Source organism: Aurantibacter aestuarii (assembly GCF_003008425.1).
In the GTDB taxonomy this organism is placed as follows: Bacteria; Bacteroidota; Bacteroidia; order Flavobacteriales; family Flavobacteriaceae; genus Aurantibacter; species Aurantibacter aestuarii.
The window spans coordinates 363051-377247 of sequence record NZ_PXOQ01000009.1; the positions used below are offsets into that span (position 1 = coordinate 363051).

Sequence of the window (14197 nt, forward strand, 5' to 3'; positions counted from 1 at the left end):
AAATTAGCATTATATGGTAAACCTAAATTTTAAAGAAGCAGCTATTAAAAAATTAGTAGATAAACAAGCAAAAGCCTCTACAAACTGGTGTAAAGGCTCTATATATTGTTTGTTGTATTTCACGGACTACAAGTCCGCGCTATCGGGTTGTTCTGTATGTACCCCGGAAGTGCTACCTATCCCAATTCCAATTATTTTTCACTCCTAATTTATAAAGTTTACCATTTAAAATTTTATTAATATATCTTTTAATATATTCATCAGTATCTTCATATTTAGAAATTTCTGTTAATTTATTAATAACTAACGGATTTCTATATTCAATGTAAAGGATTGGTTTTTTTTCAATTGGCACTGATGATATAGAACTAAAAAGTGAATAATCACTAACTTTACCCTCTTTAAAAAGACCAAAAACATAATCTATAAATTCTAATTTTTCTTCTAAAGACAAATAGCTCATTGAAAAACAAATAACTTGCTCATTTAATTCAGGTAAATCAGATGCTAATAACCATTTTGCCTTTTCAAGATTTTGTGAAGAGTTCTTGTAAAACTTTACAAACTTATTATCAAACTCTACCAAATCATATATTTTAAAAAATACACCTTCAAAATCTGTTTGGGTTATATACTTAATATATTCATCATCTTTATACTTTATTAATGAATCGGCGAAAGGATTTACTAATTCTAGTAAATTTTCCTTTTGTATTACAGGTTTATCTGCTAAAGAATCATTTCTGAAAGTATTATCAATAATCTCTAGTTTTTTCGCTTCTTTACCACATCCAAAAATTAATAATAACAAAACACAGATATTATATTTATTGATCTCCAACATATCTTCTTATTGTATAATTTATCGTTCCAAAACTAGTTTTATTTAATGGAAAATACTTGTCCATATTTACTACCTGATCCGTCATTATAATTTACAGGTAAACAAACATTATAATACCCATCAGCACAATCAAGTGTTCCACCTACTTCTTCCCATCTACTAGAATCTTGATTCCATTGCCATATACCGTCACTATCATACCAAAAAGTCCCGTCATCATAACTATGTTCTGTAGGTGGTTTATTTCTGACGCCATACCAGTAGTATCAGTAAACTTAACAGGATTACTAAACGCATAATTATAACTTGACCACTCTGGCATTTGCTCTGCTAAAGGATCCACACTTAACCACATACTCCATTTAGGGTTGCAATATCTAGCACCATAATAATATTTGCCCGTTTCAGCATCTAACTCTTTAGCATTAAACTTATATGGTGTGTTGTAACTGTTTAAATGCTCGTCTACTAACAATTCTCCAAATGGTAAATACTCTATGTGTTGTGATATTAACCCTTTACGGTTTGCAATATACGAAGAACTGCATATTTATAGTGGTTATATTTTATTTCCTTTGGACGTATTAGCATTAGAAAATTTTTAAACTTAAAGCTCTTCTTGAATAAAATACACATTAGTTATATTTTGAAATAATATGTCTAATTTATAATTAACCTGTATAAAACAAAAAAGACCTACTGTTTCCAGTAAGTCTTTAAGTGAGCCCGACAGGATTCGAACCTTTTTTAATTTTGTTAGTGTTTACAGTACTTTATTTTATTGTTTTAAATTAGGAGCTCCTAAAAGTTTGCCTTTAATTTAATTTTCATACTTTTATTTAGATTTAAAATTAACTGCTAAATTGAAAAAAATCAGTCCTATTTATTTAGACTCTGCATCTACTTCTAAAGTTGATTCTAGAGTATTAGATGAAATGCTCCCATATTTTCTTGAATATTTTGGAAATGCATCAAGTTATCATCTTCTAGGAAAAAAATCCAAAGAGGCAATTGAAAAAGCTAGATCTCAAGTATCAAATATTATCAACTGTGATAGTAAAGAAATAATCTTTACATCAGGAGCTACTGAATCTATCAACTTAGCTATTAAAGGATTTACAGAATCAAATGTTGATAAAGGTAATCATGTAATAACAGTAAAAACTGAACACAAAGCAGTTTTAGCCACCTGTGAGTATTTAGAAACTAAAGGCTTTGAAGTTACTTATCTAGATGTAGACAACAATGGTCTAATATCAATTGATCAATTAAAGAGTTCAGTAAAAGACAATACTATTTTAGTTATTGTTATGTATGTTAATAATGAAACTGGAGTCATACAGCCAATTAATGAAATAGGTAAAGTAGCTAGTGAATTAGATATTGCTTTTTTTTGTGACGCAACCCAAACTATAGGCAAGTTACCTGTAGATGTTGTAAACGATAATATTGACATGCTTTGTTTTTCTGGACATAAAATTAATGGTCCTAAAGGAATTGGAGTATTATACAAAAAAAAGAATATAGAATTAACTCCTTTAATCCATGGAGGCGGACAGGAATATAATCTAAGAAGTGGAACCTATAACACTCCACTAATTGTTGGTCTTGGTAAAGCTTGTGAAATAGCCAATATTGAGCTAGAGAAAAACATTAAAAAATTACTACTTAAGAAAAAAGAAATTGAAGAGTATTACGAAGTTAATAATATAGGAAAAGTAAATTTTAAATATGTTAAAAAGGCACCGCATATTATTAGTATTACTCTTAATGATTACGAAGCTGAAGAATATCTAATAATTAAATCAAACGAGTTTTATGCATCAACAGGAAGTGCTTGTAACTCTGAGGTCATTGAGATATCCCATGTTCTAAGAGCAATGAATATTGATTTTCCAAAAAAAATCATAAGAATCAGTATCTAAAAATAAAATTTAAATGAATTTAAATAATATCTTAAGCAGACTTGATTCTGATGTCTTACAAAAAATTCTGGGTAAGGAGGTAATAGGCACGTTAAAACATCTTGGTCCAAAATATCTATATTCAGAAGGGCTTAACAACATCCTTAAAAACACTTTTACTTTACAAGAGTTATTAATTAACAAAAACACTAGAGATCATATTATTGATGTTTTAAGAAAAGATGAAATATTTACTATTATTGAAAATCTTAGTTTATTAATAGAAAATGATCTTTGGGAAGGTCTCAAGAATACTAGTTTTAATGAAGCATTAATTAATAAATTGCTACTTTTTTTTGATTTAGAAATTTACACTAAAGAAGATATTGAGTGGATACAAGAAATTAATGCCAACGCTAATTATCCCCTGTATTCTTATCAAAGAAGTGTTCTTAGAAAAGTAAAGAAAACGTTGTCATCTGAAAAGAACAGAATATTATTACATATGCCAACGGGATCTGGTAAAACTAGAACTACAATAAGTTATGTATGCAGGTATTTTGTTGAAAATGAAGATACGAATGTGATTTGGTTTGCAAATACAAAAGAATTATTAGATCAGGCGTATAATGAATTCTTAAAAGCTTGGTCTAATCTTGGAGATAGAGAAATTAAAGCTATTAAATACTGGGATAAATCTAATATTGATTTATCAAATCTTAAAGGAACATTTATTGTGGCTGGTTTAGACAAAACATATAATGCATTAATGAAGGATATTGGAAAGATGAGTGCATTTGCAAACGAAACATCATTGGTTATTATGGATGAAGCACATCAAGCAATAGCTCCTACTTACAAATTATTAATTGAATCGATGATTACTACAAACAAATCATCTTTTATTGGTTTATCTGCAACACCTGGAAGATCTTGGAATGAACCAGAAGAAGATAAAAAGCTTTCTGATTTCTTTTATAGACAAAAGGCAAAAATAGAAATTGAAGGTTATGAAAACCCTGTAGATTACCTCATCGAAAAGGGTTATCTCGCTAAAACTATTAATACAACATTATTACACGAATCAGGAATTAAATTGAGCAAAACTGATTTGGAAGACCTAAAGAAAAATTATGTTCTTTCTGATAAGGTTTTAAAAAAAATATCAGAAAATTCATTGAGAAATATTGCTATTATTACTAAAGTTCAACAATTAATCGAAAAGCATCAAAGAATAATTCTTTTTGCAATCACAAAAAAACACGCAATAGTTCTGAACAGTCTATTGACAGCTTTAGCGATAAATTCAAAAGTACTCACTTCAGAAACTAATCCAAATGAAAGAAGTAAAATAATCAATGACTTCAAAATATCAAGAAAGCAAAACCCAAATCCAATGGTTTTATGTAATTATGGTATTTTGACAACAGGCTTTGATGCTCCTGAAACTAGCTGTGCTGTTATCGCGAGACCAACTGACTCACTAGTCCTTTATAGTCAAATGGTTGGAAGGGCAATCAGAGGAACATTATCAGGAGGAAATGATGAAGCAGAAATTGTAACAGTTATTGATGAAAACTTAACAGGTTTTGGAGCTGTTGCAGATGCTTTTACAAATTGGGATGATGTTTGGAATGATGTAAACTATTAAAAAAATTAAATATAAATATATGAGTAATTCTATAGTACCTGTCCATTTAGTTGTAAAATCAATGCGCGATAATGGATATAAAAATACAGCTTATGCAGTAGCTGAATTAATTGATAATTCGATTCAGCATGGAGCTACTAATGTTGATTTAATTTGTTTGGAAAAAGAAGTGATTCTTGGCTCTAGAACTGTTTCAAGAATAGATAGAATAGCCGTATTGGATAATGGAAATGGTATGGATAAAGAAACCCTTTGGAGTTCTTTACAATTTGGAAATGGAACAAATTTAGAGGAAAGTGCGCAAACTGGAATAGGAAAGTTTGGAATGGGGCTTCCTTCATCATCTATTTCACAAGCATTAAGAGTAGATGTTTGGACATGGCAAAAAGGTGCAGATAATGCTATTTATTCTTATTTAGATGTTAAGAAAATAACTAAAGGAGAAATGTCAGAAGTACCTGAACCAACTAACAATGAAATTCCGGCTGAATTTTTGAATTTAGTTGGAAATTTTGGAAAATCTGGAACTTTGGTGGTATGGTCTCAATTAGATAGGTGCCTATGGAAAACAGGTAAAACTATAATTGACCATTCTGAATATGTAGTAGGAAGAATGTATAGAAAATTTCTTGATTCTAGAAAATGTAAAATAAATGCAATTGTTGTAAAAGAAGATAAATACGAAATTCCTGAAATAGTAAAAAGCTTTCTTCCAAATGATCCATTATACTTAATGAAAAACACAAGCGTTTCTAAAGCTTTAAAAGATCTTGGCTTAAATGATCCAATGTTTGTAAAACATGGCGGTAGTGATGGATTTGAACGTAAATATATAATAAGTTATAATAATAAGGAACATGAAGTTTACGTTAGATATTCTGTGGCATCAGAAACAACTAGAAAGGGCAGAAATGCTGGTGGATTACCCCATGGAAAACATGCAAAAGACAATATAGGTGTTTCAGTCTTAAGAGCTCATAGAGAGCTTTATTTAGATTCAAATTGGACTTCTGGATATGATCCAAGAGATAGATGGTGGGGAGTTGAAATAGATTTTCCACCTAGTTTAGATGATGTCTTTGGGGTTACAAACAACAAACAATATGCTAATAATTTTAGAGAATTAGGTGACTTTGATATCGAAGCTACTTTAAAAGAAAGAGGACAGACCATCCATGAGTTTAAAGAAGAATTAATTCAAGACAATGATCCAAAAGTACATCTTATAGAAATTGCCATAGATATAAAAAATCAAATCAAGTTGTTAATGAATACGATTTCTGCACAAGCAAAAAGACTTGAAAAAGATGATTCTCCCGGCAGACATGACTCCAATCCAAAAGAAGCAGAAAAACATGCTACTGAAATAACAAAAACAAGATCTGAAGATGGTCATACAGGAGAAAGTGAAACAAAAGCGGAAGGAAAATCTGAAGAAGAAAAGCAACAAGAAATTGAAAACGAATTGACAGGTGACAATGTACCTGAAGCTACTGAATATGCTAAAGAAATATTTAAATCTGATTTAAAATATCAATTTGTAAATTCAAATTTTGAATCAAGAGCATTCTTTTCTGTTAGTCCTGTTGGTGGAAAAATAATTATAAAATTAAATACTAATCATCCTGCGTATAATCAATTTGTAGAAATTTTAAGTGATGATATCGATTCTGAAACTAATCAAGATGAACTAGTAAATAGATTAGTAAAAGCAAAAGATGGCATGAAACTTTTACTAATGGCTTGGGCAAGATATGAAGATGAACAGCCTGATGGTAAATTAAAAGATAATGTAAAAGATGCTAGAATGGATTGGGGTAAAATGGCATCCGAATTTATGAGAATTGATGACTAACTAAATTTAAATAATGCTACACAAAAGCGGTATTGACCTTGAATCTAGCTCTATTCAATTCATAGAAAAAAATAAAACTATTACATTATTTTCTGCTTATTTAAAGCTAGCAGAGCTAAAATCTATAAATCAATCTAAAAAAATAAATAGAATTATTGTTAGATGGGAAATAAGAGATCTTTGCCTAAAAGTTTCTGATATAGAGTTATATAATTACTGTCTAGATAATAATATAACTCTATACAGGAACACTCGTATTCATCTAAAAGCATTTTGGAATAATTCTCTAGATGTTTTTTTTGGTTCTGCTAATGTAACAGGAAGAGGTCTTGGAGAAAAGGGCAAATTTAACTATGAATTAAATGGCACCACTAATAATTTAGGGTATGAAGATATTGCATATTTTAATGAAATAATTATCAATTCAGAATATGTTACAACTACCCTTTTTGAAAAAATTAAAACCTTAGTAAATCAAACTGAATTACCAACTATAGAATACCCGCAAATTGAAACAAAAAGGAATATAGCAGATTACTTCTTACTATCAAATTTGCCTATGACAGAATCTGTGGAAGAACTTTATGAAGCTTATTGCAATCTAGACAATTTAGGCGTTAATGAGATTAATTACGTATCACATGATATCGCTTTATATAATATACCAAAAGAATTAGATGAATCTAGATTTCATAATTATCTAAAAGAAACTTTTAATTCACATCCTTTTATTATAAAGCTTAAAAATCATATTAAGAGCTCTCCCAGACAATCTTTAAATTATGGAGGAGTTTTGAGGTGGATTCAAGACAATACAACAACAGTTCCTACTCCAAGAGCTTGGGAGATTAAACAAGATATTATCGTAAATATATTATACACTTGGATATGTGCTCTCGATGATAATTTTAAATGGGACATACCAGGTTCAAGAAGTCAAGTAATCTATTACAAGCCCATATAATAATAAAATTATTATAATTAAATAATAACTAAAGACAACCCAGCCAAATAGAAAATCATTATCGACACCAATATTAGGTTTTACAAAAAAATAAAGAAAGTTAAAAAAGTAAATCCTGGAATTAGATATCCTATAATATCAAATTCAAATTCTCTTAGTGACTAAATAGTATCTCCCATAATTTTCTAAATAAAACAACTAGCACAGCCTTCTCCTTCAGCATCCAATATTTCATCTTGCCAAGACTGTCCTGTTCTATATTTTTTCTTTTGTCTGTTCATTCTTAAATAGTGCTCTTTTTTTATAGCAGCTACACGTTCTGGTTTTTCTAAATCTTCCAAACGCTCTTCCATCCAGCTATAGCCTTCTTTTTCATACGTTATTGCTTTTGCATATAATTCTGGATGCTGTTCTAATAGCCAAACCCATTCAATTTTTTGCTGATAGAAGCAAAAGAAGCAACCAGATCTACTTCTAGAATAGGTTCCTTTTTTAATTTCACCATCAATCTCTACTTGATATTCTATTGGTTTGTAATAAGCAGGAATACCTACTCCTGATTCTTCAAGAATTTGAAAGACATCATCAATTCCTATAATTTCATCATTATCAATTAAAGGAAACACATCTAATTTACCTATTGGGTAGTCTGTAGTTTTTAGGAATTCAAAAACAATTTTATTGAATAATCTTAAATCCACATCCATTAAAGCATTTAGCTTTTGTGTTTGCGTAAATTTAGGAGAAATAGGTTGTTCAACATACTGCAACGCGGTATCTAATATATTTTTATCTGAAAACTCTAAATAATAGGCTTTAACATTTTCTATGTTTGAATTTGATAATAGCTTTTTTATAACATCTTCACTCCAGATATTTTTTCTGAAAGGAAATATTGTTTGGATATTTTCTTTTTTAGATATGTAACCTTCCCTGTTTTCATCGCCTCTAATTCCGACATATGAAATAGTAGGTACGTCTCCTACATAAGACTCAAAAGGCTCTAGTTTCATCTTATTAGTACACCATCTAGCTGTTGCTGAAGGCAAGTAACCTCCATAAATTGCAAGAAAGTGATCAAAAGGGTTTTTCATTGGAGAATTATCTTCTTCCATAGACTTATACAACTCTATATCTCTCCCTAAAACAGAATTCAATCGCCCTATTAAGTCATAGGTTTCTTTTAATTCTTTTCCTGTATCACAAGTGTAATACTCTATATCAAGTGTTGGGTATTTTTTGCTCATGTAAATAGATAGCGCAGCACTATCTTTTCCACCTGAAATACCCAATAAGTGTTTTACTTTACTCATTACTAAATATGCATTTCTTTTGAAAGCAATTCAACTAACAGCTCTTTTCTTGTAGCCTCATCTAACTTGCTAATTGTTTCACTTATAGTTTTCTTAATTGACTTAAATTCTTTTGAAATATTTGTATTCACAACCAGTTTATCATCAACAAACTCTCCTGTCTCGCCAAAAAACCTAATGGAATATAAAGTTCCTTGTTTGGAATTGCTATTAAAATTACGAATTTCAGAAGCTTTTATTAAACCTAAAGACAAATCTTTTATTGTGCTAATTAACAAGGGTTCTTCTTCATCTAACAATTCTTCTAAACCTTTTCCTAATGCTACATCTGCAACAGATTTAATCCAACTAACCCGATCATCTAAAGGAGATATTAATCGTTGATAAAAAACACTTTGTACTTTACCTAAAGTGGAAGGACTAATTTCACTAATCTTTGATTGAATTTCATTTTTATAAACTTCAAAATCTGCTGATGTGCAATAGAATGAATCAATAATAACCTTTTCTACTCTATTTAGTAATTCATCATAAGCATTACGTATTTCTCGAATTGCATTTTGTATATGATTTGTAAACGAATTAAGTACTTCTTGATCTTCTTTTATTGCTAAAGTGTGAAAACCTAATGCTGTTGGAAATAAATTAAATAAAGCGTCTTCAGGGTCCTTAGAGACCATAATTGCATCTCTTAACTTAGTCGCTTTACTAGATAATTTATCTGTTTTAAGAGTGTAGTTATTTAACCCTCTTTGAAATCTTAGAAAATTTCCAAAAATAGATAAAAAAGTGGATTGTGTTCCTTTTGATTTTGAATCACCAATTTGTACTAATTCTTTATAACTTTCTAGCAGATTAACTTTTAATCCTGAAACATCATAACTTTTAATTAAAAAATCTTGAGGTTTCTTATGAATTAAATCAATTATATCTTCTGTTAAAAATGGAACAAACCCTCCATTAGTATGAAACAACGCATAGTCTTCTTTTTTTGCTATTAAAAAAATTGGAATCCAAAAATCAACAAACCCCTTCTTAAGCTTATAAGGGCTTGCTTGTAAAAGCTCATAAAATTCTAACAAATTCCTTTTATTAGACAAAGAGCTGTTTAGAAAAGCTTCAGATTCGTTCCAAAGACCATAAAGGTTAGAGTCACTAGAAGGCTTAGTTAATTCATAATAACCTAACTTACTGTTTTTTTTGTGTATCCCAGCTTCCTTTAACAAGCTAATATATATAGCTTTTTGAGGAGGAAATTTTTCTTCTGGAAAATCTAAATTTTCTAGATGATCATTCTCTAAAATACTTCTTATCAAATATTTTCTAGCAGTATTAATTGGAGCACTTAAAAACTGTTTATTTATAAGTTCATTATTAAATACTGGTGTGTTTTTATAAATCTTATAACAGATTTCTGTCAACCACTCATACAGTCTATGCTTACTTACTACAGGCTCTATCTTGCCATTATTAATCCAAATATTTTTATCATTATTAAATAGTTTATTTATTACAAGGTTTTCTAGTTGTTGTAAATGAAATTGCCTCTCTGAATCTAAAAGTTTTTTTGCATTTGTGTCCTCTGAATGTTTTTCTATTAATCGACCAAATTTAAGAATTGTTAAAACCTCATTTCTAATCTGAGTAGAGTTTTTATAAAGAACAAAGATATTTGAAGTAAAATCTTTTGATTTCTTTTTTATACTAGAGACCTTTATGTCATCAAAAACTAAATTGATATACCCATCTATAACACCTTCAGCTTCTGTAAGTTCTTGATAAGAATCAAATACTCTGTATTCAAAAAACCGTCTTGTACCTGTTTCAAAAGAATACCTTTTAACAAGTAAAACAGGTAAATCTACAAGAGCTTTAATCTCATTAGCAACTGAAAAATCAGGGTTAATTTCTTTACTTATAGTAATAAGTTCTTGCTCTAGATCTAAATCTGTACCTTCTAGGAAGTTTATTTTATTACTATGCTTATAAAACCTTATTATTCCTGCCTTTTCAAGTTTATCTAAAATAGGTAGAACATTAAAACTCCTAGTTAACTTAAAATAACTAGCTATAAAGTCTTTATCAAATAGCCCTCCTACTTTAGAAAAAATATTAACCAATCCTATAGTTTTTATTACCTCAGAGGCTTGCAGATAATCATCTCCAAAAACTAATTCTACTCTTTCTAAAACTCTAAATGTAGTTAACCATTGAGCTCTATGTGGATTATCTGAGCTATTAATTTCAGATGACAAAGTGTTGACTAAATAGTCATAGACATTAGATACTGAATAAAAATTTTCTTTTAAATTCTTAACAGAATAGTCTGTGTCATCATTCAAAAAAGAAAATAATGATCTCTCATTCTGACCATAACGCTGAAGAGAATTAACCAATACATTTGATGAAAGCCAATCTAATGGATATAACGAATCACTTAACTCTTCATTAACCAATTTATTATGACTTACTAGTTTTGAATCTTGAATTAACTTCAAAAGACTTTTAAAGTCTGATTCAATCTTTTTGGGAATTAAAAATTCTTTTAACTTTTTACTAGCAAAATAAATAAGCTGCTCTACAGGTTCATTAAATACTAAATCTACAAACCTACCTTTTACCTTTTCCCATTCTAACTTATCCTGATTAGACAAGCTATTACCATAACTAGAAAAATTTTGATGTAATGTTATAATAAAGTAAGTCTCGTTTAAATCATCATTTGCCCATTCAGAAATTTGCTGAATTAAAAAAAGTTCATCAGCAGATTTATTCTTTGATGCATATTCTAAAAACTTACCAAACTCATCTATAACAAGAACAACACCTTTTTTACTATTTGATGCTTTTATTCTCCTTTTCTCTAAAGCGGCTATTATTTTTGAGTTGTCAACAACACCTTTGAGCTTAAGTTCTTTGCTTAATACGTTTAAAAGAGAATCATTTTCTCCAATAATTTTTATAAATTCATAATCAACAAAACTATCTTGTTCAAAATTTAGATCACTAAAGAATATTTTTTCTTTATTTAAATTCTTTTCAAGTGCCCAAAGAAATGTTGATTTACCTGTTCCGTAATTTCCAATTAAATTAAATGATTTATTAGCGCCATAATTATTAACAAAAATTCTATCAAATATCTCTTTAGTATTTGGTGTGACTACATATTCTATTTTCTTAGATTCATCTCTAAGTATATTGGTTGAAATATTATTACTGTACTCCATAGTGCTTTTTCAACATTTTATTTTTAAACTCTTCTGAATTGTTCTTAAATTGCAATTGTCTAACTCCAGCATCATCTTTATAAACAAACTCATTATTTTCTTCGCAAAGCTTATCTATAAGAATTTCTAGCCCCTCATTAGACAAACACAGATATGAACCAACAGTTTTTCTTATTTTATCATAACTAACAGAGATCTCTCCTTCAAACTCATTTAACAAACAGTATCCAAAAATATGACTAGAAACGCTGTCTTGAACCCCTCTGTTTAAACTATAAACTGTCTGATTTGATGTATTTTTTCTTCCTGTATCCGACACCAAATTCAAACTAAGTAATGGAGCGTTAAAATCATCTTCTACTGTCTTCTCATTTTTAGCAGGAGAGACATAAGTTCTTATAAAAACTTTAAAATCTGAATTAAAAGTTTTTTCAGCAACCTCTTTTTGATCATTATCTACAAGTAGTCTATTGACAAAATTCAAAATCTGATATTCTGAAAAATCCAAAGTAGCTTTATCTGAAAAATAGCTTGAAAATATTAACTGAAAAATAGACGAGTGATTAGTTTTACACAAAAAATATTGTAACAACCATAAAGATCCATCATTTTCTAAATATGAATCTAAGCTCTCTCTAACAACAAGCAAATTAGCAAACTCGCTTATCTCATTTTCTTTATTTAACACACCAAAAGCTCTTAACCAATGATGAATAGATCTAACCATGTTTTTACCAACACCCAATAAAGGAATTGCCTCATTCTCTTTAAAAATACCCACAGAACCTTGGCTGTCAACAAGTTGTACTCCTTTTAATATCCACTGCTCTTTACAATGAAAAGTGTCATGTCCTGAAAATCTATAAGACTCTTGATTTGAAATCATTAATTTTAATGTAAATTATAAATAATAATGCAATTTAATCCTTTATGGAGAAACTCCTCCATTTAGTCTTTGTTTTTTATAAACAAATTTAATTAACATAATTAAAAAAAATATAAGAAGCTAATAATCATTAAATTAGAATCAAAAATAACTTAAACGAATACCCAATTGACAATTATTTAATGATTATAAAAATTTATTCTATTTAATCAAAATACTTGAGTTTAATTTGTAACTAAAAAATATACAAACACTTATTTCTTAAGAAACTAACAAAAAAATTATAACCTATTGCTTAATTATTTTTAGAATTTGACAGTCTTTAGACATATCTCCAACAGTAACCACCTGCTGTATTTCTTTCTCCTCTGCATACTTTAGCAATGCAAGACTTATTTATGCCTGTGGTTGAACTAGCATTACTAATGGACTTAAAACGCTCCAATTCATTCCCATTTAAGCTACATTGAACTACTGATTTTGTTCTTGAATCCGTTTGTGGAATAAATAGTTTTGTATAGTTATAGATCCAATAATAGCCTTTAAGCTCATTTCTTGAGCCCAAACATATTCTAGATAAAAGCTGTTTGGTTACATTTATTGCATTACTTGCGTTTTGTAAGCTAGTATAAGATTTTACAAAAGAACCATCTATAGTACTATACTACTCCAAGACAATTTGTTAAAGTCTTTACCAATTAGCTTTTTAGTTTTTTCATTGTGTAAATCATAAGCTCCTAATATTGTTATTTCTGCCTTTGGCTCTTCTCCTTTATATTTTATGTAGATATCATCAATGTCAAAGCTGTCTGATAATACTTGTAGCATTAAAAAAGCCTCATTAATCTTTTGACTAATAAGGCTTAACTGTGTATTTATGATGTTATTTTCTGGGTTAGGTGGCTTTGCTAATTGTAGACCATTATCCCAGCTATTAGGCTTTATAAAGAGTCCTGTAGAGAATATTTTACGTTTTTTTTGATAAGTTATTCTACATCTAATAGGACAAAAACCCTTTTTGTTTATTCTTACTTTATTCAATAAGAATAAAATTGAAATTTTATAATTATTCATAATATTTTAAATTTTAATTAAATGGTGTACCTCGCTAAAAAAATGGAGTACCTATATGTGCACCTAAAATGATAAGATTTTTAATAAAAGTTAATTAACTGTGAGTGGTAGAAATAAAGCAAAAAGCTTGTGAAGTATTGAAAATGCTATAAAACAAAAAAGACCTACTGTTTCCAGTAAGTCTTTAAGTGAGCCCGACAGGATTCGAACCTGTGACCGCCTCCTTAGAAGGGAGGTGCTCTATCCAGCTGAGCTACGAGCCCGTAACTCTAAAATTGTCGGGGTGGCAGGATTCGAACCTGCGACCTCCGCGTCCCAAACGCGGCGCGATAACCGGGCTACGCTACACCCCGAATTGTGGTTATCAAAAAAATTGCGGAGAGACAGGGACTCGAACCCTGGCGACAGTTACCCGTCGACAGATTAGCAATCTGCTCCATTACCACTCTGGCACCTCTCCTTTTAATTATGAACTTGCA

Annotated in this window: 11 protein-coding genes and 3 tRNA genes; 4 read left to right on the top strand and 10 right to left on the bottom strand. The window is 29.5% G+C overall.

What is annotated here, in order from left to right; translation table 11 throughout:
* Positions 1 to 172: 172 nt before the first annotated feature.
* A complete protein-coding gene (locus C7H52_RS08370) occupies positions 173 to 844 on the bottom strand; it encodes a hypothetical protein (RefSeq protein ID WP_106463448.1) in 672 nt (223 codons plus the stop codon).
* A gap of 142 nt (positions 845 to 986) precedes the next feature.
* On the bottom strand, positions 987 to 1394 hold the full coding sequence (locus C7H52_RS08375; protein ID WP_106463449.1) for an RHS repeat domain-containing protein: 408 nt from the start codon (positions 1392 to 1394) through the stop codon (positions 987 to 989).
* Between the two features lie 313 nt (positions 1395 to 1707).
* Here C7H52_RS08375 and C7H52_RS08380 point away from each other — a divergent pair, with 313 nt between their 5' ends.
* From C7H52_RS08380 to C7H52_RS08395, 4 genes are read left to right on the top strand one after another with little or no spacing between them, the layout of a single operon-like run.
* Positions 1708 to 2769 (top strand): cysteine desulfurase family protein, encoded by a 1062-nt coding sequence (locus C7H52_RS08380; protein ID WP_106463450.1) that lies wholly within the window; start codon positions 1708 to 1710, stop codon positions 2767 to 2769.
* Between the two features lie 13 nt (positions 2770 to 2782).
* Entirely contained in the window at positions 2783 to 4399 is a 1617-nt protein-coding gene (locus C7H52_RS08385; RefSeq protein WP_106463451.1) for a DEAD/DEAH box helicase, read from the top strand.
* Between the two features lie 19 nt (positions 4400 to 4418).
* The gene (locus tag C7H52_RS08390) at positions 4419 to 6254 is read left to right on the top strand and encodes an ATP-binding protein (protein ID WP_106463452.1); all 1836 of its coding nucleotides are present in this window, start codon (positions 4419 to 4421) and stop codon (positions 6252 to 6254) included.
* Positions 6255 to 6267: 13 nt separating this feature from the next.
* Positions 6268 to 7218 carry a phospholipase D-like domain-containing protein gene (locus C7H52_RS08395; RefSeq protein ID WP_106463453.1) on the top strand — a complete coding sequence of 317 codons (951 nt, stop codon included), beginning with the start codon at positions 6268 to 6270 and terminating at the stop codon, positions 7216 to 7218.
* A 185-nt stretch (positions 7219 to 7403) separates the two neighbouring features.
* On the opposite strand, the gene C7H52_RS08400 is transcribed toward C7H52_RS08395, so the two are convergent.
* The 8 genes from C7H52_RS08400 to C7H52_RS08430 form a co-directional block, all read right to left on the bottom strand.
* Entirely contained in the window at positions 7404 to 8531 is a 1128-nt protein-coding gene (locus C7H52_RS08400; protein WP_106463454.1) for a phosphoadenosine phosphosulfate reductase domain-containing protein, read from the bottom strand.
* Between the two features lie 2 nt (positions 8532 to 8533).
* The gene (locus tag C7H52_RS08405) at positions 8534 to 11758 is read right to left on the bottom strand and encodes a P-loop NTPase family protein (RefSeq protein WP_106463455.1); all 3225 of its coding nucleotides are present in this window, start codon (positions 11756 to 11758) and stop codon (positions 8534 to 8536) included.
* Positions 11745 to 12644, bottom strand: coding sequence for a DUF4007 family protein (locus C7H52_RS08410; RefSeq protein ID WP_106463456.1), 900 nt, complete (start codon positions 12642 to 12644; stop codon positions 11745 to 11747). Before C7H52_RS08410 ends, C7H52_RS08405 begins: the two co-directional genes overlap by 14 nt.
* Positions 12645 to 12966: 322 nt before the next feature.
* Positions 12967 to 13209 carry a hypothetical protein gene (locus tag C7H52_RS13590; RefSeq protein ID WP_394336014.1) on the bottom strand — a complete coding sequence of 81 codons (243 nt, stop codon included), beginning with the start codon at positions 13207 to 13209 and terminating at the stop codon, positions 12967 to 12969.
* A gap of 86 nt (positions 13210 to 13295) precedes the next feature.
* On the bottom strand, positions 13296 to 13718 hold the full coding sequence (locus C7H52_RS08415; protein ID WP_106463457.1) for an Arm DNA-binding domain-containing protein: 423 nt from the start codon (positions 13716 to 13718) through the stop codon (positions 13296 to 13298).
* Positions 13719 to 13907: 189 nt separating this feature from the next.
* A tRNA-Arg gene (locus tag C7H52_RS08420) sits at positions 13908 to 13981 on the bottom strand.
* Between the two features lie 15 nt (positions 13982 to 13996).
* Positions 13997 to 14071, bottom strand: a tRNA-Pro gene (locus tag C7H52_RS08425).
* A 23-nt stretch (positions 14072 to 14094) separates the two neighbouring features.
* A tRNA-Ser gene (locus C7H52_RS08430) sits at positions 14095 to 14178 on the bottom strand.
* Between the last annotated feature and the right edge of the window lie 19 nt (positions 14179 to 14197).

Excerpts from the sequence above, each read along its gene's own strand:
- C7H52_RS08370 (WP_106463448.1), bottom strand. The coding sequence starts at position 844 with ATGTTGGAGATCAATAAATATAATATCTGTGTTTTGTTATTATTAATT.
- C7H52_RS08385 (WP_106463451.1), top strand. The coding sequence starts at position 2,783 with ATGAATTTAAATAATATCTTAAGCAGACTTGATTCTGATGTCTTACAA.
- C7H52_RS08390 (WP_106463452.1), top strand. The coding sequence starts at position 4,419 with ATGAGTAATTCTATAGTACCTGTCCATTTAGTTGTAAAATCAATGCGC.
- C7H52_RS08395 (WP_106463453.1), top strand. The coding sequence starts at position 6,268 with ATGCTACACAAAAGCGGTATTGACCTTGAATCTAGCTCTATTCAATTC.
- C7H52_RS08400 (WP_106463454.1), bottom strand. The coding sequence starts at position 8,531 with ATGAGTAAAGTAAAACACTTATTGGGTATTTCAGGTGGAAAAGATAGT.
- C7H52_RS08405 (WP_106463455.1), bottom strand. The coding sequence starts at position 11,758 with ATGGAGTACAGTAATAATATTTCAACCAATATACTTAGAGATGAATCT.
- C7H52_RS08410 (WP_106463456.1), bottom strand. The coding sequence starts at position 12,644 with ATGATTTCAAATCAAGAGTCTTATAGATTTTCAGGACATGACACTTTT.
- C7H52_RS08415 (WP_106463457.1), bottom strand. The coding sequence starts at position 13,718 with ATGAATAATTATAAAATTTCAATTTTATTCTTATTGAATAAAGTAAGA.